Source organism: Streptomyces sp. NPDC004752, assembly GCF_053601275.1.
In genome coordinates this window covers 22613-47159 of record NZ_JBSGBN010000078.1, presented here as the reverse complement: position 1 = coordinate 47159, position 24547 = coordinate 22613, and the positions used below count along the sequence as shown (strand labels likewise).

The 24547-nt window shown below is 70.9% G+C and carries 18 protein-coding genes; 7 read left to right on the top strand and 11 right to left on the bottom strand.

Going from position 1 to position 24547, the window contains the following annotated elements:
- The first annotated feature begins 387 nt into the window (after positions 1-387).
- Positions 388-1497, top strand: a complete 1110-nt coding sequence (locus tag ACWEKM_RS28725) for a HupE/UreJ family protein (RefSeq protein WP_451624149.1) — start codon at positions 388-390, stop codon at positions 1495-1497.
- Between the two features lie 110 nt (positions 1498-1607).
- Positions 1608-2867 carry a carboxylate-amine ligase gene (locus tag ACWEKM_RS28720; RefSeq protein WP_451624148.1) on the top strand — a complete coding sequence of 420 codons (1260 nt, stop codon included), beginning with the start codon at positions 1608-1610 and terminating at the stop codon, positions 2865-2867.
- A gap of 29 nt (positions 2868-2896) precedes the next feature.
- Here the strand turns inward: ACWEKM_RS28720 and ACWEKM_RS28715 are convergent, their stop codons facing one another.
- The 3 genes from ACWEKM_RS28715 to ACWEKM_RS28705 are packed head-to-tail and all read right to left on the bottom strand — an operon-like array spanning position 2897 to position 5630.
- On the bottom strand, positions 2897-3469 hold the full coding sequence (locus tag ACWEKM_RS28715; protein ID WP_451624147.1) for a hypothetical protein: 573 nt from the start codon (positions 3467-3469) through the stop codon (positions 2897-2899).
- Positions 3466-4941 carry a sensor histidine kinase gene (locus ACWEKM_RS28710; protein WP_451624146.1) on the bottom strand — a complete coding sequence of 492 codons (1476 nt, stop codon included), beginning with the start codon at positions 4939-4941 and terminating at the stop codon, positions 3466-3468. Before ACWEKM_RS28710 ends, ACWEKM_RS28715 begins: the two co-directional genes overlap by 4 nt.
- On the bottom strand, positions 4938-5630 hold the full coding sequence (locus ACWEKM_RS28705) for a response regulator (protein ID WP_451624145.1): 693 nt from the start codon (positions 5628-5630) through the stop codon (positions 4938-4940). Before ACWEKM_RS28705 ends, ACWEKM_RS28710 begins: the two co-directional genes overlap by 4 nt.
- A 141-nt stretch (positions 5631-5771) precedes the next feature.
- Between ACWEKM_RS28705 and ACWEKM_RS28700 the strand changes: the two genes are divergently transcribed.
- Positions 5772-6692 (top strand): DUF3152 domain-containing protein, encoded by a 921-nt coding sequence (locus tag ACWEKM_RS28700; protein WP_451624144.1) that lies wholly within the window; start codon positions 5772-5774, stop codon positions 6690-6692.
- 245 nt (positions 6693-6937) lie between these two features.
- Here the strand turns inward: ACWEKM_RS28700 and ACWEKM_RS28695 are convergent, their stop codons facing one another.
- The 3 genes from ACWEKM_RS28695 to ACWEKM_RS28685 form a co-directional block, all read right to left on the bottom strand.
- Positions 6938-8143, bottom strand: coding sequence for a cytochrome P450 (locus ACWEKM_RS28695; protein WP_451624143.1), 1206 nt, complete (start codon positions 8141-8143; stop codon positions 6938-6940).
- Between the two features lie 1190 nt (positions 8144-9333).
- Positions 9334-9774 carry a DUF3574 domain-containing protein gene (locus tag ACWEKM_RS28690; RefSeq protein ID WP_451624142.1) on the bottom strand — a complete coding sequence of 147 codons (441 nt, stop codon included), beginning with the start codon at positions 9772-9774 and terminating at the stop codon, positions 9334-9336.
- A 121-nt stretch (positions 9775-9895) separates the two neighbouring features.
- Positions 9896-11161 carry an MFS transporter gene (locus tag ACWEKM_RS28685; RefSeq protein WP_451624141.1) on the bottom strand — a complete coding sequence of 422 codons (1266 nt, stop codon included), beginning with the start codon at positions 11159-11161 and terminating at the stop codon, positions 9896-9898.
- A gap of 479 nt (positions 11162-11640) precedes the next feature.
- On the opposite strand from ACWEKM_RS28685, the gene ACWEKM_RS28680 reads away from it, so the two are divergent.
- The gene (locus ACWEKM_RS28680) at positions 11641-12150 is read left to right on the top strand and encodes a GNAT family N-acetyltransferase (RefSeq protein WP_451624140.1); all 510 of its coding nucleotides are present in this window, start codon (positions 11641-11643) and stop codon (positions 12148-12150) included.
- 112 nt (positions 12151-12262) lie between these two features.
- Here the strand turns inward: ACWEKM_RS28680 and ACWEKM_RS28675 are convergent, their stop codons facing one another.
- Positions 12263-13549 (bottom strand): ATP-binding protein, encoded by a 1287-nt coding sequence (locus ACWEKM_RS28675; protein WP_451624152.1) that lies wholly within the window; start codon positions 13547-13549, stop codon positions 12263-12265.
- Positions 13550-13981: 432 nt separating this feature from the next.
- On the opposite strand from ACWEKM_RS28675, the gene ACWEKM_RS28670 reads away from it, so the two are divergent.
- Both ACWEKM_RS28670 and ACWEKM_RS28665 read left to right on the top strand, forming a co-directional pair.
- Positions 13982-14326, top strand: a complete 345-nt coding sequence (locus tag ACWEKM_RS28670; RefSeq protein WP_451624139.1) for a hypothetical protein — start codon at positions 13982-13984, stop codon at positions 14324-14326.
- 135 nt (positions 14327-14461) lie between these two features.
- Entirely contained in the window at positions 14462-15508 is a 1047-nt protein-coding gene (locus ACWEKM_RS28665) for an alpha/beta hydrolase (RefSeq protein ID WP_451624138.1), read from the top strand.
- A gap of 138 nt (positions 15509-15646) precedes the next feature.
- Here the strand turns inward: ACWEKM_RS28665 and ACWEKM_RS28660 are convergent, their stop codons facing one another.
- From ACWEKM_RS28660 to ACWEKM_RS28645, 4 genes are all read right to left on the bottom strand, one after another.
- Positions 15647-18397 carry an alkaline phosphatase family protein gene (locus ACWEKM_RS28660; RefSeq protein WP_451624137.1) on the bottom strand — a complete coding sequence of 917 codons (2751 nt, stop codon included), beginning with the start codon at positions 18395-18397 and terminating at the stop codon, positions 15647-15649.
- A 5-nt stretch (positions 18398-18402) separates the two neighbouring features.
- On the bottom strand, positions 18403-19764 hold the full coding sequence (locus ACWEKM_RS28655; protein ID WP_451624136.1) for an ABC transporter permease: 1362 nt from the start codon (positions 19762-19764) through the stop codon (positions 18403-18405).
- Entirely contained in the window at positions 19761-20717 is a 957-nt protein-coding gene (locus tag ACWEKM_RS28650; RefSeq protein ID WP_451624135.1) for an ABC transporter ATP-binding protein, read from the bottom strand. The genes ACWEKM_RS28655 and ACWEKM_RS28650 overlap by 4 nt, the downstream gene beginning before the upstream one ends.
- 385 nt (positions 20718-21102) lie before the next feature.
- Positions 21103-23388, bottom strand: coding sequence for an exo-beta-d-1,3/1,6-glucosidase (locus tag ACWEKM_RS28645; RefSeq protein WP_451624134.1), 2286 nt, complete (start codon positions 23386-23388; stop codon positions 21103-21105).
- 346 nt (positions 23389-23734) lie between these two features.
- On the opposite strand from ACWEKM_RS28645, the gene ACWEKM_RS28640 reads away from it, so the two are divergent.
- Complete coding sequence (locus ACWEKM_RS28640; protein ID WP_451624133.1) at positions 23735-24355, top strand: TetR/AcrR family transcriptional regulator; 621 nt, start codon at positions 23735-23737, stop codon at positions 24353-24355.
- The last annotated feature ends 192 nt before the right edge of the window (positions 24356-24547 follow it).

Genomic DNA, 24547 nt, shown 5'->3' with positions numbered 1-24547 from the left:
TGCGGCCCGCCCCCGGCCCGGCCGCCGCCGTCGACCCGGACCACGAAGGGCGGGACGGACCACGCCCGGCCGGGCGCCCCCGCCCCGCCCACCCCCCCCCCCGCCCCCGCCACCGCCCCCCCCCCCGCCCCGGCGCGGTCCGGGGCGGCGGGCCCACACCGTCCCTCACCCTCCGGATCACGACCACGGTCACCGCCGTACTCATCAGCCACGAGAACCGAGCCCGCCATGCATCCCACAACCACCCCCACTCTTCCTCCCGCTTCCGCTCCTGAGACCGGTCTCGCTCGTGAATCCGGTCTCGCTCCTGGGTCGGGTCTCGCTCCTGAGTCCGCTCCCGCGCCGCGACCCGGTCGGCCGCGCGGCGCCCTGATCACCGTGCTCACCGTGCTCGCCGCCCTGGCCGCGCTGCTCGGCGCCGGCCTGCTCCAGGCGGCACCCGCCGCCGCGCACGACGCCACCTCGACCGCCTACGCCGAGGTCGACGGCAGTGCGGCCCGCCCCGAGGCCGTCCTCGACCTCGAATACGACCTGCTGATGAAGTCGGCCTGGTTGTACGCCGAGGCGTACGACGCGAAGGGCCGCGCCGAGCAACTGCGCCAGCTCAAGCTGAACGCGGACGCGGTGTCCGAGTACGTCACCGGGCGCTTCGTGATCACCCGGGGCGACGCGGCGTGCCCGGCCCGCACCGTGGGCGACGCGGACCTCCGCACCCGCGGCGAACGCCCCTACGCCGTGCTCACTTTCGCCTTCACCTGCCCGGCCGGCGCCACCGGGCCGGTCACCATCTCCAGCGCGCTGTTCCCGGACGCCGAGAGCTTTGTGCACAGCACGAGGACGATCGTGCACTATGACATCGACGGTCGGCGGGGCTCGCAGATCCTCACCGCCACCGAACCCTCCGTGACCGCCGTCGCGACACCGCGGCAGGAGTCCCACCAGGTCCGGGAGTTCTTCCTGCTCGGCACCGAGCATCTGCTGTTCGGCCTCGACCACATCCTCTTCCTGCTCTCCCTGCTCATCGGGGCGCGCGGCCTGCGTGACATCGCGCTCACCGCGACCGCGTTCACCGCCGCGCACAGCATCACGTTCCTGCTGGCCGCGTGCGGTGTAGTCGACGTGCCCGCGGGGCTGGTGGAGCCGCTGATCGCCGCGTCCATCGCCGTCGTCGCAATCGCGGGTCTCCTGCTGCGCGACCGCACGGACAATGCCCGCTGGCGACTGCCCACCGTCTTCGTCTTCGGCCTCGTGCACGGCCTGGGCTTCGCGGGATCGCTGGGCATCGGCGAACGCTGGTCCTGGGAACTGCTGTTGTCGCTCCTCAGCTTCAACGTCGGCATCGAGGCGGTGCAGTTGGGTATCGTCGTCGTGGTCTTCCCGCTGCTGCTTCTGCTGCGCCGTTCACCGGTCCACCGCTGGGTCCTGCCGGCCCTGACCGTGCCCGTCGTGATCATCAGCCTCTACTGGTTCTGGGACCGGGTGGCGATCAGCGCCTGACACCTGAGTTCCCGAACAGTCGTGAGCCGTGCCCGCCGCGGGTAGCACTGAGTCACCGACGTACACCATACGGTGCCGACCGCGCCGTGTGCCGACGATGGGGAGGCTGGGTGGACAGCTCGGGATCAGAGGGTTTACGCGGGACGGTCACGCTGGGTGTCGAGGAGGAGTTCCTGCTCCTCGACCGGAAGGCGTACCGGCCCGTGGGGCGGGGCAGTCAGGTGCTGGAGGTCGGCCGGAGGCGGCTCGGGGCCGAGCACCTGGTGCCGGAGATCTCTGAGGCGATGGTCGAGACGGTCAGCGGCGTATGCGGTACCGCGGCCCAGCTCCGCGGGGAACTCACGCAGCTGCGCGGGGCAGCCGCGCGGGCCGCGGGGGAGCGGGACTGTCTGCTGCTCGCCTCGGGAACCTCGCCGATCGGGCGTACCGGACCGGGAGGTGAGGACGATCCTCCGGAGATACCGCCGCTGCGCGAACACCCGCGGTATCTCCGTATCCAGCGGCGTTTCGGGCCGCTCGTGCGGGACCAAGGCGTATGTTCCTGTCATGTGCATGTAGGAGTGCCGGATCTGGCCACCGCCGTCGCCGTCGTCAACCATCTGCGGCCCTGGCTGCCGCTGCTGCTGGCGCTGACCGCCAACTCGCCCTACTGGAACGGCGCCGACACCGGGTACGCGAGCTGGCGCACCATGCTCTGGCGCCGATGGCCCACGGCCGGCCCGCCTCCCGTGCTGCGCTCTGCCGAGCACTACGAGGAGCTCGTTTCGACCCTCGTGGCCAGCGGCGCGGCCCTTGATCCGGCGATGGTCTACTGGTACGCCCGCCCTTCGCGGCATGTGCCGACCGTCGAGGTCCGCGTCGCCGACGTGCTGCCGACCGTGGCCGAGACGGTGGCCTACGCCCTTGTGGTGCGGGCCGTGGTCGTACGGGCCCGTGCCGCGGTCCGGGCGGGCGTCCACCCGCCGCGATTGGAGCAGGACGTGCTCGTCGCCGCCTGCTGGCAGGCGGCGCGTGAAGGGGTCACCGGAGATCTGCTGGACCTGATCAGCGGCTCGGCCCCCGCGCCGACCCCGGTCGTGCAACAGATCGAGACGGCGCGCCGCCTGCTGCGGCCTCATCTCCCGGACCTCGACGACCGGGCGTTGGTGAACGCCTGGCTGGACCGGTTCGCCGACGAGGGCGGCGCCGCCGACCGCCAGCGGGCACTGCACCGCGGTACCGGCCGCCTGGAGGGGCTCGTCGACCACGTCGCCCTCCCGGACCCCGCCGAGCGCATCGCTCTCCCGGATCCCGTCGAGCCCCCCGATCCGGCCCGCGTACCGTTCCCCCGTTCCGCGCTCCCCGCCTCCGACCCGGAGGAGACCACCTGACCGAGCGGGCGCCCGGCGCGGATCCGCCCTCACGCGCCGGGGCAGTTCTCGTCCGTTCCCTCGGCCCGCCATCCGCTGCCGGAGGACAGGGTGACCGTCACCGTATCGGCGGACGGCTCGCCGATGCGGTGCGCCGCGGCCGCCGTACAGATCAGCTGCCGTGTCGCAAGCCGGGACAACCTGCCGAAGTCGGCGGGCAGCCGGATCGCGAGCGCGTCGCCCTTCACCGACACGGTCGTGCCGTCCGCCGCGCTCTTCTCGGTTCCTGGGTAGGCGGTGGCCGGGGACAGGAGCGCGCCCCCCGGGGGCATGAGCGCGGCGGTCGGTGTTCCGGGCACTTCGGTGGAGAGGTTCCCGACCGCCTCCGCGGGCGTCGGGCCGGCGAAGAGCATCTCCAGGGCCGCCCCGGCGTCCCCGGGCCGGGCGGTCGGGCGCTCCACGGCGACGAGCGCCCCGTCCCGGACGAAGTACACCGGCGTCACCGGTACGATCCCGCTCGCCGGACCGCCGGCCTCCACCACCCCGGTCGCGGGAATCCCGCAGGCGCAGAGCCCGAAGAGGGCCGGCACGGTCAGCAGCGCGAGTCGGTGGGCGGCCTTCATGACAGGTTCTCCTGGGCCGGATCGTCCCGCCGCAGCGGGAGTTCCACGGTGAAAACGGCGCCCTTCGCGGGATGGTTCGCCGCGTGGATGGTGCCGCCGTGCATCCGGACGTTCTCGGCGGTGATCGACAGACCGAGCCCGCTGCCCTCGGAACGGGCCCTGGCGCCGTCCGACTTGTAGAACCGCTCGAACACATGCGGCAGTACGTCGTCGGGGATACCGGGCCCGCTGTCCCGTACTTCGATGACCGCGAGGCGCTCGCCCCCGGCCGTATCGCGCGCGTGCAGGCGTACCCGCACGGGACGGGCGCCGTGTCGCAGCGCGTTGCCGACCAGATTGGCGACGACCACATCGAGGCGGCGCGGGTCGACGCGTCCGCGCAGCGCGTCGGGCGCCGGCAGATCCGTCGCCACCGAGTCGGACCAGCCGCGGGCGGCGAGCGTACGCCGGACCGACTCGGCGAGATCGATCTCGTCCAGGTGCAGGACCACCGCGCCCGCGTCGAACCGGGACATCTCCATCAAGTCGTCCACGAGGCGGGCGAGTTTCACGGTCTCCTCGCTGATCAGCCGTACCGCGGTGGCCGTGTCCGGATCCAGCCCGGCGGCGTCCTCGTCCAGCACGTCCGTGACCGCCGACATGGCGGCCAGCGGAGTGCGCAGTTCGTGCGAGACATCCGCGGCGAAGCGGCGGGCCCGGGCCTCCATCTCCCGCAACTCCGCCACCGACGCCTCCAGCGCGGCGGCCGTCTCGTTGAACGTGTGCGACAGATCGGCGAGTTCGTCGGAGCCGTTGACCGCGAGCCGCGTGTCGAGACGGCCCTGGGCGATGCTGCGGGTGGCGTGCCGCAGCGCCCGCACCGGCAGCAGCACTCCACGGGCGGCCAGCAGGGCGAGCGCCACGGCGAGGACGAGGGCCGGTACCAGGGCCCGTTCGACAGCGGTGACCAGGGCGTCCACATACGCCTGCTCGGTGGTCAGCGCGACGACGAGGAACACCTGGACCCCGGACGGCGGCTGCCCTGCGTCCCGGGCGTCGAAGGTCACGGACATGCCGACGACCAGCGAGGTACGCCCGTCCCTGCGCACCCGCTGGAAGACGGTGGCCCGGCTGGATCCGACGGCCTCCCGGACGGCCGGAGTCAGCTCTTCGAAGCGATCGCCGGGGACGGAGGGCGCGCTCAGATCCCGGAACGTGACCAGCACACGCCAGTGCCCCTGCGCTTCGGTGGCCGCCACATCGGACGCGAACCGCTGCAACGCCGACCGGTCGGGGGGAAAGCCGAGTGCGGGGGCGCGCTGGCTGACCTGGGTCCGCAGCTGCCTGATCACGGCGTCCTGACTCTGCTGGAGCACCCCGGTGCGCGCCTCCCGGAAGGTGAGGGCACCCGTCGTGGTGGCGGCGACGGTGGCGACGAGTCCGAAGCCCACCACCAGGCGTGGGCGCAGGCCGCGCAGCCGATGCGTCTTCACCGGGCGGCGAAGCGGTAGCCGAAACCGCGCACGGTGTGGATGTAGCGGGGTGCGCGCGGCGGCTCGTCCAGCTTGGTGCGCAGCCGTTTGACACAGGCGTCCACCAGGCGGGCGTCGCCGTGGTAGTCGTGCTCCCAGACCGCCTCCAGCAGCTGCTGCCGGCTGAACACCTGGCCGGGTGAGGCGGAGAGGGTGAGCAGCAGCCGCCTCTCGGAGGGGGCGAGCGGTATCGGCACGCCGCTCAGCGTGACGCCGAGCCCGGCCCGGTCGATGGCCAGGTCGCCGTAGGTGTCGATCTTCGGTAGAGCGGTGCCGGCGGATGTCCCGCCGGCCCGGCGCAGAACGGCGCGGATACGCGCGTCGAGGACCCGCGCCTGCACGGGCTTGACCACGTAGTCGTCGGCGCCCGCTTCCAGACCGACGACGATGTCCACCTCGCCGCCCCGCGCGGTCGCCATGATGATCGGCAGCGTCTGGTCGACGGCCCGGATACCGCGGCACACCTCCAGCCCCGTCATACCGGGCAGCATCAGATCGAGGACGACGATGTCCGGCCGGAAGGACCGCAGCCGGTCCAGCCCCTCCTCCCCGGTCCCGGCGGCGACGATGTCATGGCTCTGCCGACGCAGGGCCAGGGTGACGCCCTCGCGGACGGCTCGGTCGTCTTCGATCAGCAGTACACGTGCCATGGGCCCAGTATCGGTATTGCCATCCGTCCGCCCGGAAAATTGTTACGGGTTGATCATATAAACGCACTCAAGATCGAGTGTTATCGATCCGTTATGAATTGAGCCAGGGTCGATCACATTGCGGTCACACCGTGAACGATTGTGACTGCGTACCAAGGAAAGTCCCCCGGTTCCCGCCGCCGTCGGAGCGGCTCCGCGCACGCCGCCGCGCGGAGCGGGAAGCGGCGCGGGAGCAGGCGTGGGAAGCGGCAGGGGAAGCAACTGGCGGGCGGGCTGGCCGTGTTGGTGGCCCTCGCGGCCGCTGGTTGCGCGGTGGTGGTGTGGCCGCCGTCCGACGCGAAAGACCCGACGGCGGCAGGCGAATCCGGTGTACGCGCCGAGCGGACCCCACCGGCCCGGCGTTCCCCCGAACCGTCGGCACCGACACCGAGCGCCACGGGCACGTCGAGCGCCCCCGCCGAGCACCGTGCGTCCGCCCGCCCTTCCGGATCCGCCATCCCCAGCAAGGGCCCGGGTACGTTCGTCATCGCGTCCGGCCAGAGCGCGAGGACGGGCACGGGAAAGGTGCTGCGCTACCGGGTCGAGGTGGAGAACGGCAGCGGGGTGTCCGCCGCCGACGCCGCCGAGGAGGTGGAGCGCATCCTCAGCGATCCGCGCGGCTGGACGGCAGACGGGCACTCGGCGTTCCAGCGGGTCGCCGGCGGCCCCACCGACTTCGCGGTCCGGATTGCCACCCCGGGAACCGTCGACGACATCTGCGGACAGTACGGCCTCGACACCGGCGGCGAGGTCAACTGCAGCGTCGAGCGCAACGTCATGGTCAACCTGAAACGCTGGGAACTGGCGACCCCCGTCTACGCGGACGACGTCACCGCCTACCGGGCCCTCATCATCAACCACGAGGTGGGCCACTTCCTCGGCCACGGCCACGTCACCTGCCCGGGAAAGGGGAAACCGGCCCCCGCGATGATGCAGCAGATCAAGGGCATGCACGGCTGCGTCCCCAACGTCTGGCCGTATGACGCCGAGGGACACCTCATCACCGGCCCGCCCGTCCCATGACCACGGCGCCACCCCTGCCCGAGACGATGACGGCGTTCGGCGGCCCGACCGTGCTGAGAGCGGCGTACACCGACGAAGGGGCGAGCGTCGTTCTCCGGGCCGCTGACCGCCGTCGCTTCATCTCATCGTGCTGCCTCGGTGAGGCCCGGGACCGCGGGCGGGACGGGGCACATCCTGCCCGCGGAGGAGAGGCCGATCGCTGCCGCCGACCACGGCCCGCCGCACGGGACCGTCCGAGCTGTCTCCTACCAAGCCACCGGCAGTTCCAGCGGGAACCGGCGGATCGTCGCCGTGTCCCACTTCACCTCCTGCGGCGCCACCGCGAGCCGGAGCCCGGGGAAACGCTCCAGGAGCCGCCCGATGGCCACTTCGAGTTCCGCCATGCCCAACGGCATCGCGATGCACCGGTGTCCACCCCAACCGAACGTCATATGAGGCGCGTTCGGCCGGTCCACGTCGATGACGTGTGGATTCGGGTAGCGCTCCGCCTCGCGGTTGGCCGTCAGATACGACACGTGGACGAAGTCTCCCGCGCGGATCAGCACACCGTCGAGTTCCACGTCCTCAAGCGCCACCCGGGGAATCCCGACGCCCTTGCGGAACGGGATGTAGCGGAGCAACTCGTGCAGGACATCGGTCAGTTTCTCGGGCCGGTTCCTGACGTGTTCCATCAGTTCGGGGCGAGTGAGAAGCAGGAACATGATGTCGCTGATCTCGCAGGTCGCCGTGTCCTGGCCGCTGAGCGCCAGCACCAGCGTCATGACCGCCAGTTCCCTGTCGTCGAGCTGCTCCTGACCCTCCCGGGCCGCGGCCATCGCGCTGATGATGTCCGTACCTGGTGACTTCCGGCGCTGCTCGACGAGTTCGGCGAAGTAGGCCGTCAACTCGGCCTTGGCGTTGGCGGCTGTCTCCTTGTTGCCCGCGCCCACGACGAGCAGTTGGTGCAGGGACTTCTGGATCCGCGGCCATTCCTCCCGTTCGATGCCGATCAGGTCGAGGACGGTCTGCTGGGGAAGCGGGTCGGACAGGTGCTGGACCAGGTCGGCCGGCGGCCCCTGCCTCTCCATGTCGTCCAGCAGCTGATCCGCGAGCCGGATGATCCGGGGCCGCATGTTCTCGACGTGCTGCTGGGTGAACGCCTGCGAGGCCAGGTGCCGGACCCGGCTGCTCTGCGGCGGGTCCATCACGTTGATCGACTCGGGCGAGACGATGGGCTCAGGCGTCATCCTGGGGTAGTCGCGGCCCATGATGCCCGCCCGGCTGAACCGGTGGTCGGTGGTCACCTGCTTGACCGAGTCGAAGCCGGTGATCAGCCAGGCATCGGCATCGCCGTGCGGAAGCCGGATCCGCACGGGCTTGTCGCGACCCATCAGGTCCGCGAGCACGGGGTCGAAGTCCAGGGCGTCACTGAAGTCGAACGGGCAGGTGATGGTCTCATCGTTCCCGGTCATCGGATGGCTCCTTGGGGCAAGTGGTACGACGTTGGTGATGTCCACGGCTGACGGAGGCCCACGGCGAGCCCGACGGTGTCTCCGGAGGTCCAGGAGTGGACGAGGAGGAGATGCGGTCCTGGGGCAGGCGGTGGGCCGCTTCGGCGAGTGCGACTTTGCCGCGTCGCGGATCCCGGAGGCGGCCCGGACCTCATCGGCGATCAGCACCGCTCGGCGTGACGCTTCCGCGGCCGACCGGAGGCCGACGCAGACGGCGGTGCCCGTTTCGGAGGCGGTCCGGCCGGGCGTCGGCAACGGCGCCACGGCGGCCGTCAGGGCACCGGTGCGGACCATGGTGTCGAGCCGGGGCGGACAGAGCGCGGGCGCAGGCCGGCACCTCGGTGCGGACGGACACCGCGGTGGCCGCGTCGGGCACTCCGGGCCGGGACGCGGATGGTCGGGACCGGGGATCTCGTTGTCGCTCGTCAGCCATGACAAAAGCCTCCTGGGGCGATGGAAACATGGGAGACGGCGCGGACCGGTGTTCGCCACCGACGCGTTCGGCTCGATGGACTAACCGGCACAATCGGCCGACGGCGCGACCGTCCGGTGCGTCCGATCGGCGCAGCCCCACCCCTGCGGTGGGTTCCGGCGGCGGAGCCGCGGGCAGGGCCGATGGCGGCGCCGGCCCGGGCCGCGCGCACGCATCCCGAGCACAGGACACCACCACCCGGCAGACCCCTCGCCCTAGGCGCCGGCCGCTGTCCCCGCAACCGGGGGAACCGGGCCGCGGCGGGCGGCGGCAGGGCTCGGCCGGACCCGCACCCCTGGTCGGCGCCCGATCCGGCCACCCGCCCGCGCCCCTCGCGCGGCCAGGTCACGGCGTTGCCGCAGCCGTCGGCGCGAGCCCTCGCCGCCGGACCGCATGCCGCCGTGTCGCCTTCCGGCGGACCACTACCTGGAAGGAGTGCCCCGACGCCCACCGCGACGGCGGAGCCGGACCGGATCGCGGAGATCCCGGACCGTTCCTCGGTGCCGGGGCGTCGCCTGCGTCACCTTCGCGGATGCCGGGCCGCACGGCGGACGGCCGGGCCGCCGTTCACGGGACAGGGGTACGGCGGTGGTCCGCGCGCACTCCATCGGCTCGGGATGGGTGGTGTCCACCCGGGACGGCCGCCCGGACGGACACCGGCGGGCAGAGCGGAGCACGGTCAGTCGAAAGAGGCGTGGACGGCCTCGTCGACGCGGCCGACCGACTCCTGCTGGAAGGTCTCCTCGTACAGACGCCGAATGGTTTCGAGCTGTGCGTCGGCCGCCGACCCGGTACGGGTCGGGTAGAGGACGATCACCTGGTAGGAGCGCTCCTTCTCGATCACCCCGTATCGGTCCCGGTACTGGCCGCGCCCCTCGTCCACGGTCAGTCCGTCCGGGAAGCGCGGTGTGACCCGGGTGTCGAGGAACCGCTGGAACTCCGCTTCGGTCACCGGTCTGCCGCCGCCGGGCCGTTCGGTCCCGAAGTACAACGTGGTCTCGACATAGGAGTCCCGGGGGGCCGCGGGGGCGTCGGCGGCGACGACCACGGGTGCCAGGGCCGCGCCGGTCACCGCGAGGCCGCAGCCCAACAGCAAACCGGCTCGTGGGTGAAGTTTCATGCCCGGAACAACGGTGCGCGGCCGGGTGGGTTGCGTGCGACGCGTGACCTTCGCCGGATCCGGGGACCCCGTCGGCGAAACGGGGTCCGACGGTATGGTCGCCGCCGGTGCTAGAAGCCGCTCAGCCGCCCGACTGGCCCTGCGGGCCCGTCCGTTCGGATTCCGCGGGGGAAGCGGCGGCGTCGACCGGCGGCGCCAGGGGGGAGCCCGAGGGCCCGGCGGCGCGGGGGGTGTTGACGGCGGGGGCGATGAGGACGGCCGCCATGGTGCAGGCCAACACGGCGATCATGGCGGTGCGCAGGCCGAAGTGGTCGCCCAGGAATCCGAGGCTGGGAGGCCCGACGAGGAACGCGACATATCCGACGGTCGCCACGAGGCTCACCCGTGCCGTCTGGTCCGGGCCGGAGTCGCCCGCCGCGGACAGCGTCAGCGGGAACCCGAGCGAGGCGCCGAGTCCCCACAGCAGTACGGCCGTTCCGGCGAGCACGGCGCTGTCGGAGAAGATCACCAGGACGAGCCCCATGGACGCGGACAAGGCGCTGGCCCGGACCACGGCGCCTCGACCGAACCGGTCCACGAACACGGCGCCGCCGAAACGCCCCAGGGTCATCGCCGCGGCGAAACCGGCGTAGACGAGGGAGCCCAGCGCCGGGTCGAGCCCGTGTCCGTCGACCATCAGCAGCGGCAGCCAGTCGTTGGCCGCACCCTCCGCGAGGGCCATGGCCAGGACGATGAGGCCGATCAGCAGCAGCTTGGACTCCCGCCACAGCCGACTGGAGGAGCGGCCCGCGGAACGGGTGGACAGGGCCTCGCTGCGTCCGACACCCGCGGGCACGGCACGGTACGCGTACCCGAACGCCACGGCGGACACGAGCGTGGTCACCGCGAGATGCCAGTGGGTGGGAAACCGTCCCGCCGTGGCGGCCATGCCCGCGACCGCGCCGATGACCGTGCCGAGGCTGAAGAATCCGTGCAGGGTCGGCAGCACGGTGCTCCGGGTGGCCCGTTCGACGTCCGCGCCGTCGATGTTGACCGCGACCTCGCCCGATCCCATGCCCGCGCCGAACGTGAAGAGCCCCGCGGCGACGACGGCGGCCGAGGACAGGAAGCTGCCCGCCGCTATGACGGCCGTGCTGGCGATCACCAGGGAGGTGCCCAGTCCGATGACGGGCCTGCTGCCGTAACGGGCGACCAGTCGGCCGGAGCAGAGGATGCCGAGCATGGAGCCGACCGAGAGGCCGAACAGCACGAGCCCCATCTCGGCCGTGGAGGCGCCCAGCCGGTCCCGCACGTCCGGGGTCCGTGTCACCCATGACGACATGGCGATGCCGGGGATGAAGAAGAAGACGAACAGTGACCGACGTCGTCGGCGCATGGCGAGGTCCATCGGGCAGAGTCTCCGCAGTGAACGAACAGGAGGCGCGGCTCCGGGGAGCATGACGGGCGCCAGACGACTTGTACAAATGTACATAATCGGCTGGGCATCGTGTACCGGGCATCGTGCGGGGGCAACGGGAGACGCCGGTAGGACAGAGGCATCACGCGGACCGCCCGGCGCGGCCGACACGGGCCGGTGCTCCTGGTACAGCACCCGGCGGCACCCGGCGGCTCCGTCGGCCTGCTCGGCCTCGCGATCCTCTGCGCCGTCGCCGCCACCGCGGGCCACCGATGACGGGGCGCCCCGCCCGGTCGGGTGCGCCAGGTCAGAAGACCCGCGCTATCCTGCGCGGTGGCGCGCCCGCCGCGGCCATGTGGTGTCGGCCCTGCGGCAGCCGGAGATCGAGACCTTCGCGGGGAACGCTGCCCCGCGCGGTGCCCGCCAGGACGATCCTCGACCACAGACACGCCGGCTAGAACGGAAGGGCCATGACCACCTGGACCACCCGCCCCGAGACCACCGGCGACATCACCGCCATCCGTGACATCGTCCTCGCGGCCTTCCCCACCGCCGGTGAGGCCGACCTCGTCGACGCCCTGCGCGCCGACCCCCAGGCGTGGATCGACGGCCTGTCCATGGTCACCACCGCCGCCGACGGCACTCCGGTCGGGCACGCCCTGCTCACCCGCTGCCACGTCGACACCGAGCCCGCGCTCGCCCTCGCCCCCTGCGCGGTGCTGCCGTCCGTACAGCGCGCCGGTGTCGGCTCCGCCGCCGTCCGCGCCGCCCTCGACACCGCCCGGGCCAGGGGAGAAAACCTCGTCCTCGTGCTCGGACACCCCACCTACTACCCGCGGTTCGGCTTCACACCCGCCTCCCGCTTCGGCATCCGAGCGCCGTTCGAGGCACCCGACGAGGCCATGATGGCCCTGGCCCTCGATGACACCCGCGCCATCCCCACCGGCACGATCAGGTACCCCGCCGCATTCGGTGTCTGACGGGCCGTCAGTGGCGCTCCGAAACACCGTTGCTCGTCAACGGGGCGTGGACAGCGGCGAGTTGAACGCAGGAAAGGCGATGTCGTCGGCCTCGCGGTCCGACGGACCGGACTCAGAGGCGGCTGTACCGCTGGATGTCCTCGGTGAACTGCTCGACCGCCCTCGCGGTGAGCGTCGGTCGGGTGTCGGCGATGGCCGTCAGATAGTCCTCGGTCGTGGCCGGCCGGCCCTGGGGATCGGTGACCTCGCGTTCGAATGCGGCCTGCGCGCCCTTGCGCGCGGCGAACTCGATGTCCGCCGGGGTGAACAGCTCACTGGCCCCGACCAGTTGGGTCACGTCCACCGAGCCGCCGGCGGTGCCCAGATAGCGGGTCCAGATCGCCGCGCGGGCGGTGGGGTCGGGCGGGCCGATGGGAATGACGTAGTCGAACCGGCCCGGCCGCAGGAAAGCCGCGTCGAGCGAGCGTACGGAATTGGTGGCGCAGACCAGCAGCCGTTCGTCGTGCTCACGGAAGCCGGGGATGAGTTTCAGCAACTCGTTGGTCACCCCGTGCCCGGGATCCACCGCCTTGCCGGACCGGGCGCCGGCGATCTCCTCGACCTCGTCTATGAAGAGCAGCACCGAGTCCAGTTCCGCCAGGTCCGCGAAAACCTCCCGCAGCGCCGCGGCGAGTCCCTCGCTCGTGTCGGCCGCGAGCCGGGACGGGAAGAGCTCCACGAACGGCCAGTTGAGCCGCGAGGCCACCGCTTTGGCGAAGCTGGTCTTACCGGTGCCGGGCGGGCCGAACAGGATGACCGCCTTGGGCGGTACGACACCGTAGCGGTCGGCGAGCGTCGGCTTCGTCAGCGGCAGCACGACACGGCGTTCGACGACCAGTTTCTCGCGCTCCATGCCGGCCATGGCGTCCCAGAGCCCATCGGGCAGCATACGGCCGCCGAGAGCGGCGAGGACGTCGACGTTCGCGGCCCCGGGCGGTTCGAGTTTCTCGTAGTAGGTCAGGCCCTCGCGGGACTGGTAGCCGGAGTTCTCCAGCGCCTTCGTCCCGGCCGCGTGGGCGGGCAGCAGCGCGCTGATGTGGCGGATGCCCATGGCCCTGAGCCGCCGTTCCAGCTCGGCGAGGAGGGCGCTGCCGATGCCCCGCTTGCGCCACCGGGAGGCGAGCGCCACCAGCAGGATCCACGCCCGTTTTCCGTGCGCCTGAGCCACGGCCATGCCCACCAGTTCCTCGCCGACCGCCGCGACCACCGCCGTCTGGCCGGTCTTGGCCGCGGCCATCACTTCGGAGATCGGAAACACCCGGTCCTCGTCGGCGCGGCGGCTCTGGTCCCAGATCTGGACGGCCTGGTCGAGATCGTCGTCGTGATAGTCGCGTAGATGCCATGCGGGCATCGCCACCACCTCACAGGGTCCGGGGACCACCTCATTGTCCCCGTGGGAGCCCCGGGGAGCACTTCGAGTCGGGATGCCGTGGCAGCGCGGCCGGTGGCCGAGGAGCTACGGAACGTGCGGGACCGGCGGGCGGCGGACGGGCCAGGCGGCGCCGGAACGGTCAGCCTGCCGACCGCCTGCGCGCCGCGGACCGGTGGGTGAGGGGTTCGCGCGGCCCGAGGCGGGAGCGCAGCGTCGTACACCGGTGAACTCGGTGCGGTGGGCCGCGGGCCGTGGGCCGGGCGGGAGGTTCTCCGCTGCTGTGGCCCCGGAGGTGACCAGTTCGGCACAGGTGCAGGTCACGCAGCGGATCGTTCCTGCGGTGAATCCGTTCACTCACTCGGTTGATCGAAGAGCACTTTCCTGCACCGGACGGCTCGTCGGGCCGCTATTCATGCGGTCGTGATCAGGAAACTTGCCTCCGCCCTGTCCGCGGCCGCGCTCGCTGCCGGACTCTCGCTCACCGCCGCGAGCCCGGCTGCCGCGGCCTCGTGCCCGTCCACCGCCTCCCCCGTGATTCCGGGAGCGAAGGCGCATTGGACACTGAGTTGTTCCGGCAGCACCCTGAAAGTCTACGGCTGGCTCGAAGACACCCGCGCGGACGGGGACTGCGCGTTCGTCAGCGCCGACGGGGGCAACGGGCAGACCCGGACCGCGGACGCATGCGGCTGGGGGACCCGGACCAACTTCGACTTCTCCTTCCCCCGGACCAAGACCGCCGAGGTGCGGCTCTTCCTCGTCAACTGACCTGCCGGGCCTGCGAGTCCGCCCGCCTCGCAGGCCACACGGTTGGCGGTGCGGGTTTGAGCCGCGGGGGGTCGCCGGGCGGGGTGATTGGCTACGCCGTATGGACTTCACGCGAGCACTCCCCGGGGGCAGGCCATGACCGCCCGTCGTACACCGTCGGCGTCCGGCCGTGTCCCGGCGCCGAAGGCCGTGCCCCCGCTCGATCCCGAACTGAGCGCCGCGCTCGCGGTCATGGGCAACGGGCCCAGGGAGCCGGTCACCCCGGAAAATCTTGAGGTTCGGCGAGCACGGGATGCCGCGGCCCGGCCCCGGCCGACGGCCGAAACCCTTTGCGCGGACGGCCGTTTCGAGGTGGCGGAGCTGTGCGTGCCGGGCCCCGCGGACGGTCCGGACGTCACGCTGGTGAGCGCGCGGCCCGCCGGGCTCACCGGGCCGTTGCCGCTGCTGTACTACCTGCACGGCGGCGCAATGATCATGGGCAACGCCTGGTCCGTGCTGCCACGGATTCTTCGGGAGTGGGCCCTGCCGCTGGAACTGGCCGTCGTCTCGGTCGAGTACAGGTTGGCGCCGGGTGCTCGCTACCCGGGCCCGTTGGAGGACTGCTACGCCGGATTCGTCTGGGCGGCCGGACACGCGGCCGAACTGGACATCGACGCGGACCGCATCATCGTCGGAGGCAAGAGTGCCGGCGGCGGGCTCGCCGCGGCCCTCGCCCTGCTGACCCGTGACCGCGGCGGTCCCGTGCCACTGGGGCAACTGCTGCTGTGCCCGATGCTCGACGACCGCGACAACACCTTCTCCGGCCATCAGATGACGGGCCTCGGCCTGTGGGACCGCACCTCCAACGCGACGGCGTGGAAGGCACTGCTGGGCGACCGGTACGGCGCTGAGGACCTGCCGCCCTATGCGGCCCCCGCCCGTGCCACGGACCTTTCCGGGCTGCCCCCGGCGTATGTCGAGGTCGGATCGGCCGAGATGTTCCGGGACGAGGACGTGGCCTACGCGAATGCGATCTGGCAGGCGGGCGGCCAGGCCGAACTGCACGTGTGGCCCGGTGCTTATCACGGCTTCGACAGTGTGGCACCGCGGGCGGCCCTCAGCCAGGACGCGCGCGCCGCCCGCACCCGCTGGCTCCGGCGCCTCCTCGCACAGTCGGACGGGGGGAGTCGGCCCGCAGGATGAGCGCGGCTCAAGAAGTCGGTTCACGGTGGCCGGGCGGGAAACTGCCGTACGCCTGGGGCCTGTTGTCGTTTGTCGCTCGCCAAGGGCCCCCGGCCGACGGTGACGTCGGCCAGGGGCCCAGGACGCGAGGGGACTGGGTCAGCCGTCGGACTCCGACGACGGGATGTAGGCGCCGGGCACGTCCTTCGGCGCGTAGATCCTGTGCTCGCCGGGGTACGGCTTCGTGTACCCGTACGTCTGGTACCAGGTGAAGTGGTTCATCTGCGCGGGGTTCGCGAAGTCGGGAACGGCGTTGGACCCGGTCAGTCGCTGGTGCGACTGCCAGTCCTGCCACTTCGCCTCGATCGACTGCTTGTCCGCCGGGACCTTCGCCGACGGCACGGCCGCCGCGTCGGGGTTCTGCGGCGCCGGGACGTCCGGGCCGCAGGAAGGCTGTGTGGCCAGACCGTTGGTCAGCGAGATCCGGTTGGGCAGGGCGGTGAACGGCGTGTAGTCCGGGGTCTTGGTGAACGCCGCACTCATCGGGGTGGCCGCGCTGTCCTTCTGGTTCATCGGCTTGATCCCGAGGATCTGCTCGATGGTCCGGACCATGTTGATCTGGGAGTAGTAGTGGCTGTCGACCTGTCCGTGCTGGGCCCAGGGGCTGATGATCTGGACCGGGGCACGGTGGCCGTCGACGTGGTCCTGGCCGGCCTGGGAGTCGTCCTCGACGACGAAGATCGCCGAGTCCTTCCAGTACTTGCTGTGCGAGATCTCGTCGACGATCCTGCCGGTCGCCAGGTCGTTGTCCGCGACCTGGGACGCCGAGTTCACCGGGCCACCGGTGTGGTCGCTGGAGAGCCAGAACATGTTCAGGTTCGCCGGACCGTTCTGCTCGAAGTCCTTCTTCCAGATCTCGGACCGGTAGACGTCCGGGACGCTGGTGTCGAACTTCGGGAATCCGGGCACCGAGACGCTGTTGAGCGACGGGATCGGCGAGGACGAGGTCAGCTTGTAGGCGGTGTCCTGCCCCGTCGCCGCCATGTTCTTGGCGTCGCAGTAGAGGTTCTGCCAGCTCGCGCCCGCCGGCTTGGACAGGAACTGGTGGAACTCGCCGAAGTTCCGCACGGACTTGCCGGCGTCCTGCGCCCCGGACCAGATGAAACCGGTCCGCTGGTGGCCGAGGGCATCGTCCTCGGTGTCGTAGCTGCGCAGGTACTCGCCGGCCGAGGACTCGGTGTACTCCGGGTTGTCGGCCTGCATCAGCCAGTTGTGGCCCTCGGCGGAGTTCGTGCCGATGTCGTACGTGTTGTCGTACAGCCCGAACTGCTCGGCCAGAGCGTGCTGGTTCGGCGTCACGTTCTCGCCGAACTGGGCCAGCGACGGGTCGCCGTTGCCCCGCGGTATGTCACCGAAGACCTGGTCGTAGGTCCGGTTCTCCTTGACGATCAGGAAGACGTGCTTGATCGTCGAGGGGTCACCGATCCGGCCCGGTACGGGCACGGCCTTCGCCCTCTTGCCCCGGGCCAGCTTGACCGAGCCGTTGGTCCAGCCGTTCTGCTGGAAGACCTTGGCCGTCTCGGACTTGATGACCTTGTCGCTCGGCAGCGTGAAGTACTGCAGGCTCGACGTCGTGTCGTGGGTGCCGTGCCCGGCGTTGGTGGTGGGACGGCGGGCGTCGATACCGCGGGTGTTGGAGACGACGATCTGCTTGCCGACGGATGTGATCTCCGACGGGAAGTAGTCCGTCGGGAGCAGGCCGACATAACCGACCGGCTCCTGCGGGCTCGTGTACGTGTAGACGGCGACCGCGTTGGCGCGGCCCAGCGTCACCAGCAGGTGACCGTCATCGGTGAGCGTCACCGCGTTCGGCTCGTAGCCGACCGAAGCCTCCGGCCACGGCTGGGTGGCGATGGTCTGCACGACCTTGTTGGTGGCGGTGCTGATGACCGACACGTCGTTGGTGCCGGTGTTGGTGACGAACACCGCCCCGTCCTTGGCGTACAGCGCGGTCGGGTGCAGACCGACGGTGATGCTCAGGGGGGCGACAGCCGGATCCGCCAGGTCGATGACGCTGACCGTGCCGGTGGTGGTGGCCCCGGTCTTCGGGTCCGCCGGCACCTGGGTGTTGTACGAGTTGATGGTGGTGTCGCCCGGCTCGGCCGGACGCCCGCCCTCGTTGCTGACGTACAGCTTGGAGCCGACCTGGACCATCCCGCGCGGGGCGTTACCGGTGGCCCAGCTCTGCTTGATGGTGCCGGTCGATGTGTCGATGGCGACGACCCGGTTCTGGCCGTTGACCGCCGCGTACACGGTGGCGCCGTCGGCGGAGAAGACGGCCGCGCTCGCCAGCGCGTGCCGGGGACCGTCCGCCGGGATCGAGACGCTCACCGGGTTGGCGAGGGTGCCGTCGGCGTTCACGGTGAACTTGGTGTAGCCGTTGGTCCGGCCCAGCCACAGCTGCTTGCCGTCGGGCGAGTACGTGGGGCCCTCCTGGCCCACGTCCTTGCCGGTGATCTTCAGGTCCACGGTCGCGGAGTTGCCGACGCGCTGCACCACCTGCCGGGTCTTCAGATCCACGATGACCAGCGCCGAGTCGCCATCGGTGACCGAGGCTGCGAGGTGGGTGCCGTCCGGGCTGACCGTGGACGACATGATCTTGCCGTTGTTGATGACCGTGTGGTCACCGTACGGATCGATGTACTGGTTGCCGGAGACGACCTGGCCCTGGGGGGTGGTCTGGCCGACCTGGTCGGTGCCGAACTGGCGGGTCTGGGCGAAGGCGGTACCGGCGGCGAGGAGGCCCATGGCGGTGATGCCGGCGGTCACCAGGGGGGTGCGGCGGCCGATGTTTCTACCGAGAAGGCCGGAACGGTCCTTCTCGACACGCCTACGGCGTGATACCTGCATGGAAGTTATCCCTTCGGGGTGTCGGCCGGCAGTTCGACGTTGCCGTCGAACTGCCATAGCGGGTTCGGCGCGTCGCCCTGCGGGGTCCGCACCAGGAAGTAGCCATTTACTTCCTTCGGTCCGTCGCCATCGGCGACGAACCGCCCGTCTGGAGTGACGTCGAGCTGATAGACGGCCGTGCCTGTGGCCGCGACGTCGGGGAGATGCCAGGAGACGACGCAACGCCAGTCGTTGCCCGACCCCTGGGCGGAGGAGTCCTGGACGCCGCCCTTGGTGCAGGCCGCCGTGGCCTTCAGCTGCGCCTCGGTGACGGCGGGGCGGTTGAGCTCCTCGGTCTGCAGGCGATAGAGGTGGGCGAACGCCGTGGCGACCGAGCGCTGCACCTTGGCCTGCTCGATCCCCGAGCCCGTGGCCCCGGTCGCCGGGGCGAGGACCGCGACCGTCGCGGCCAGGAGCGCGACCATCGGCAGGGCACCGACGGTGACCGCGCGGCGCCCCGAGCCGTCATACGTCGGGTTGGTGAAGTCCCGCCGTAGGAACAGCACATAGGCCAGCGCCGTGGCGGTCACGGCCCACACCAGGCTGACGACGATGCCGACGAGGAGGGGACCGAGTTGCGCCGGATCGGTGAACAGCCCGTTCCAGGAGATGAACGCGTAACCGGGCAGGGCGAGACGTACGGCGACGGGCAGCGGCAGCATCTGGGCGAGCTGCATGACGAGCGCGACGAGCGCGGGCAGCAGCAAGCCCATCGGAGACCGCCCCAGCACGACCGACCCGAGCAGACCGATCGCGGCGAGCGCCAGTGTCGGGGCGAGGGCGCAGACCCAGGCGAGCAGGACCTTGCCGGCGGCGTCGCCCGGCGTCAGCAGATGGCCGTCGAGGCCGACCAGCGGCCGGTTGCCGACCGACACCAGCCCGCCGACCACGCTGGAGCAGGCCAGCCCGGCCACCAGCAGCACCATGACGGTGAGGGCGGCCAGCGCCTTCGCCACGAAGATCCGCCGTGGGGAGCGGACCGCCACGAGCAGATGACGCCAGGTGCCCAGCCGGTCCTCGGAGGCGAACACATCGCCGGCCACCACCGAGGTCAGCAGCGGGAGCGCCCAGGTGCCCGCGAAACCGAGCATCACCAGCGCTCCGGCCCATCCCGTGGCGTGCATCCAGCGGCCGAAGAGGGTGTCGGTGGGCAGCGTGCTCTGTTGGCTCACCGCCATCACGAAGAGCGCGGGCGCGCTCCAGCAGGCGAGTACCAGCAGGCGGATCCGCCACTGCGAGACGAGCTTGACCAGTTCGAAGCGGTAGCAGCGCGTCAGCGGAATCCGGCGGGCGACGGTGGCCGGGCCGTCGGTGAGGGTCGCGGTCATCGGCCGCCCTCCCGCTGTTCGGTCTGCCGCTCGGTGAGGGCCAGGAACGCGGCCTCGAGCGGCGAGACCACGGGCGCGAGTTCACGCAACGCGATGCCCGACCGCACGAGCCGCGCCACCAGTTCGTCGAGGGCGGGCACCGCCGCGCGCACGACGATCACCCCGGTGTCCTGCCGTGCGGGCCCGGTGCCGTCCACGGTCCGGATCCCGGCCGTGTCGGCGGCCAGCCGGCGGGCGGCCTCGGGGTCGGAGGTGAGCAGCCGGTAGTCGAGTTCACGGTTCTCGGCGGCCAGCTTGCCGGGCGGACCGGAGAAGACCACCCGCCCGGTGGTGAGAATGGTGACCTCGGAGCACAGCGCTTCGAGGTCGTCCATGCGGTGGCTGGAGAGCACGACGCTGGTCCCGTCGGCCGCGAGCTGGGTCAGGACACCGTGTACGTGTCTCTTGCCGGCCGGGTCGAGACCGTTGGACGGTTCGTCGAGCACGAGCAGTCGGGGCCTGGTGAGCAGGGCCGCGGCGAGCCCGAGCCGCTGACGCATGCCCAGGGAGAAGCCGCGGGCCCGGTCGTCGGCGACATCGGTGAGCCCGACCTGGTCCAGCGCGTCGTCGATCCCGGCGGTTCGCGCGTCCTGGCCGCGGAGGGCCGCCAGCGCGGCGAGGTTCTGCCGGGCGGTGAGCGCGGGGTAGAGACCGGGGCCGTCCACGAAACCGGCGACGCCGTCGGGGACGGCGAGCGTCCGGCCGACCGGCGTACCCAGGATGTCGAGGGTGCCGCCGTCGGCGACGGAGAGGCCCAGCAGGAGGCCGAGCAGTGTCGTCTTGCCGGCGCCGTTCGGTCCCACCAGGCCGTGGATCTGACCCTGCGTCACATCCAGATCGATGCCGTCGAGCGCCACGACATCGCCGAAACACTTTGTGATTCCGCGAGCCCGGATTGCCAAGGGTGTGTCCATGAGGCCCCTTCATTCGAAAACCACAGGAACCTTAAGGACCACACACAGCCCATGCGCAGACAGCGAGTTGAACGTTCTTCGAACGGATATCAGCCGACTCCGCCCATACCGGTTGCCCAGAAGTCACCCGGCCCGGACGGCCCCGCGTATCACCTCACAACGCCGCTGGTCAGAGGCGAATCAGGGGACTTGGCAATCTCAATTCCGCATCTTTCTCTTTTCTTTGCCAGGGTATTTGGAAGGCTTTGTTGCCTGAGTTTCGGCGGGCTTTCCGTACCAGTCGGCCGACTTCCGGTCGGCCTCGCCGAAACTCAAGGGACCTGACGAAATGTGCGAGGAATCATCGACGCCGCGATGCTCGTCCGGTTCGCCTCCGGCCGGCGGCCTAGCCGATCGTGAACCGCCCCACCAGCAGGTCGCGGTCACGGGACGAGGAGCCGACCAGGAGGTCGAACGAGCCGGGTTCCACGACCCGGCGCCCGTCCGCGGCGACGAGGGTGCAGGCGGCGGCGGGCAGAACGATGTCCACGTCGGCTTTCTCGCCGGGCCGCAGATCGACCTGACGATGGGCCTTGAGTTCCTTGTCGGCCCAGGTCACCGAGGTGACCAGGTCGCGGATGTAGATCTGGACGGTCTCGCGGGCGGGCCTGTGGCCGGTGTTGGCGAGGGTGACCGTCGCACGCACGTCGTCGCCGGGGCCGACCTCCGGCGTGTGGATCCGCAGGTCCGAGTAGGTGATGTCGGTGTACGCGAGTCCTTCACCGAACGCGAACAGCGGGTCCTGCGTCAGATCGGCATAGCGGTCCCCGTGCTGCCCGCGGATCTGGTTGTAGTACACGGGCTGTTGGCCGACGTGCCGCGGGATGGTGAGCGGGAGGCGGCCACTGGGCTCGATCAGGCCGAGGAGGAGTTCCGCGATGGCGCGTCCGCCGCGCATGCCCGGGTTGAACGCCTGGATGAGCGCTGCCGCGTCGACCGCCGACGGCGGCAGCACCTGTGGCTTGGAGCTGATCACCACGACGACCATGGGTTTGCCGGTGGCCGCGAGGGCGTCGAGCAACTCGATCTGGCCGCCGACCAGGTCCAGGGTGGCGGTGGAACGGGTCTCACCGATCAGGCCGATGGTGTCGCCGACGACGGCGACGACGAGATCGGACTGCTCGGCGGTGGCGACGGCTGCACGGAGCAGCACCGGGTCGGGCCGGGCGGGGACGACGACGTCCGGAGCGGGCTGCCCGTCGGGCAGCAGCGGCCCGTTCGGGTCGGGCACGAACTCCGCGATGTGGCAGCCACGGGCATGGGTGACCGACCAGTCGGCGGGCACGACCGCCTTCAGACCGTCCAGGACGGTCTGAGTCAAATGCCGCGGATGGCCGTCCGGCAGCCAGTCGGCCTGCCCGGACGAACCGGCCCAGTCGCCGAGTTGTGCGTCGACCGCATCGGCGTTGGGGCCGATCACCGCGATGCGCCGCGGGGCGGCCCCGGCCGGGGCGGCGACCCGCCCCGAGGCATCGGGCGTCGCCTCGTCGAGCAGCGGAAGCGTGCCGTCGTTGGAGAGCAGGACGAGGCTGCGGCGCGCCATCTCCAGGTTCAGCGCGGTGTGATCGGAGGAACCGATGGAGGCGGCCTGGCGTGCGGGGTCGGGCCGGCGCGGGTTCTCGAAGAGCCCGAGTTCGAACTTCAGGGTCAGGATGCGACGTACGGCGGCGTCGATCTCGGCCTCCGTCAACTGCCCGCGGGCCACGGCGTCCTGCGCGCCGTCGAAGAACTGCGGGGTGGTCATGACGAGGTCGTTTCCCGCGCGCACGGCCCGTGCCGCGGCCTCGGTGTGGTCGGCGCACACGTGCTGCTCCCACACCATGCGGCCGACGTTGTCCCAGTCGGTGACGAGGGTGCCCGTGTAGTTCCACTCGTCGCGCAGGACCTCACGCAGCAGCCACTGGTTCATGGTGATGGGGACGCCGTCGATCGACTGGTATCCGATCATGAAGGTGCGGCAGCCCTCGCGCGCGACGCGTTCGAAGGGCGGCAGGAACCAGGAGCGCAGCTTACGGCGGCTGAGATCGGCCTCGCTCGCGTCACGGCCGCCCTGGGTCTCGGAATAGCCGGCGAAGTGTTTGGCACAGGCGAGGACGGCGGTGGGGTCGTCCAGGCCGTCGCCCTGGTATCCGCGCACCATCGCGGAGCCGAACTCGCCGAGCAGGTACGGGTCCTCGCCGAAGGTCTCGCCCACCCGTCCCCAGCGCAGATCGCGGGTGATGCACAGCACGGGGGAGAAGGTCCAGTGGACGCCGGTGGTGGAGATCTCGACGGCGCTCGCGCGCGCGACGCGCTCCACCAGCTCCGGGTCCCAGGACGCGGCCATGCCCAGCTGGGTGGGGTAGATGGTGGCGCCGGGCCAGAAGGAGTGCCCGTGGATGCAGTCCTCGCCGATCAGCAGAGGGATGCCCAGGCGGGAGGCCTCGGCCAGCTCCATGGCCTGGACGATGCGTTTCGGCGACGCGTGCAGGATCGATCCGACATGCAGGTCCTCGATGAGATGGGTGACGCCGTCCTTCGCGTTGAGCTGGAGCATCTGCCCGACCTTCTCCGGCAGTGTCATGCGCGCCAGCAGGTCGTCGACCCGTGCCGGAATGGGAAGTGCGGGATCGCGGTAGAGGAGGTCGGTCATGTGTCGTTCCTGTCCGTGACGCAGATACAGAGGTGGATACAGAGATAGATGCAGAGGTGGATGCAGGGGCGGATACAGAGGTAATGACAGATTCGGATGTGACGGCGGAGACGGGGCGGGAAGGGCGGGCCGGGTTCAGGCATTCAGCGCAGACGCAGACGCAGGCGGCGGGGCGACGGCCAGGGCCGGTTCGCGGTGGCGCGAACCGGTGCGCGGGCCGGGGCTGTCTTCTTCCTGGCCGGCTCGGCCATCACTTCTCTCCTCGTCACTGACTTGCCGATCCGGGGTGGGAGGGGCAGCGGGACGCGACCGCTGATCACTGCCGGGGCTGGGGCATGATGGGCGCATGACTCCTGCCGAGACCCGCACGGCGGGCACCACTCCCGCCTATGCCAAAGGCCGACAGCGTCGTGAGGAGATCGTCACCGCGGCCGCGTCCGTGTACGCCGATGCCGGATACCACGGCGCATCGCTGCGGGAGATCGCGAAGCGGGTCGGCATCAGTCATGCCACGCTGATCTACTACTTCCCCAACCGGGAGGCGCTGCTCGCCGCCGTGCTGGAGCGGCGCGACGAGGAGGACGACGCCCGTGGTTTTCCCCGGGAACCCGTCGGCATCGGTGGCGTACGCCACCTTCTCGCTCTCGCGACCCACAACGCGCGCCACCCCGGCATCGTCGAGCTGTACGTTCGCCTGGCGGCCGAGGCGATCACGCCCGAGCATCCGGCGCACGACTACTTCACCCGGCACTACCGGGACGCGCGTGACTACATGCACTCCGCCTTCTCCGCCATGGCCCGAGGCGGGCATCTGCGGGAGGGAGTCGACCCGCGAACGGCCGCCATGAGCTTCATCGCCCTCATGGACGGGCTCCAGGTCCAGTGGCTGACCAATCCCGACGAAGTGGATCTGGTGAGCCCGCTGAGGTTCTTTCTCCAGCAGGTGCTGACCATCCCGCTGGACTAGCTGGACTAGACGCGGCCAGGCCGACGCGCCGCTGTCTCATGCCCTCTCCCACCCTCTGGTCCGGAACCGTCGGCACTTTTCTACCACTCGGTTGAAAATCGCGCCATGGTGCGGCGGACGGTTTGGATCACAGGGGAGGACTTGAGAGGACAGGGGAGACGACGGCGCGTCGGGAACGGGTGACCGACTGGG

Bases quoted from the DNA above. Each gene is read 5' to 3' on its own strand.
- ACWEKM_RS28645 (WP_451624134.1), bottom strand. From the start codon at position 23,388: ATGACCGACCTCCTCTACCGCGATCCCGCACTTCCCATTCCGGCACGG.
- ACWEKM_RS28685 (WP_451624141.1), bottom strand. From the start codon at position 11,161: ATGGACCTCGCCATGCGCCGACGACGTCGGTCACTGTTCGTCTTCTTC.
- ACWEKM_RS28640 (WP_451624133.1), top strand. From the start codon at position 23,735: ATGACTCCTGCCGAGACCCGCACGGCGGGCACCACTCCCGCCTATGCC.
- ACWEKM_RS28705 (WP_451624145.1), bottom strand. From the start codon at position 5,630: ATGGCACGTGTACTGCTGATCGAAGACGACCGAGCCGTCCGCGAGGGC.
- ACWEKM_RS28680 (WP_451624140.1), top strand. From the start codon at position 11,641: ATGACCACCTGGACCACCCGCCCCGAGACCACCGGCGACATCACCGCC.
- ACWEKM_RS28660 (WP_451624137.1), bottom strand. From the start codon at position 18,397: ATGCAGGTATCACGCCGTAGGCGTGTCGAGAAGGACCGTTCCGGCCTT.
- ACWEKM_RS28690 (WP_451624142.1), bottom strand. From the start codon at position 9,774: ATGAAACTTCACCCACGAGCCGGTTTGCTGTTGGGCTGCGGCCTCGCG.
- ACWEKM_RS28655 (WP_451624136.1), bottom strand. From the start codon at position 19,764: ATGACCGCGACCCTCACCGACGGCCCGGCCACCGTCGCCCGCCGGATT.
- ACWEKM_RS28650 (WP_451624135.1), bottom strand. From the start codon at position 20,717: ATGGACACACCCTTGGCAATCCGGGCTCGCGGAATCACAAAGTGTTTC.
- ACWEKM_RS28695 (WP_451624143.1), bottom strand. From the start codon at position 8,143: ATGACCGGGAACGATGAGACCATCACCTGCCCGTTCGACTTCAGTGAC.
- ACWEKM_RS28715 (WP_451624147.1), bottom strand. From the start codon at position 3,469: ATGAAGGCCGCCCACCGACTCGCGCTGCTGACCGTGCCGGCCCTCTTC.
- ACWEKM_RS28665 (WP_451624138.1), top strand. From the start codon at position 14,462: ATGACCGCCCGTCGTACACCGTCGGCGTCCGGCCGTGTCCCGGCGCCG.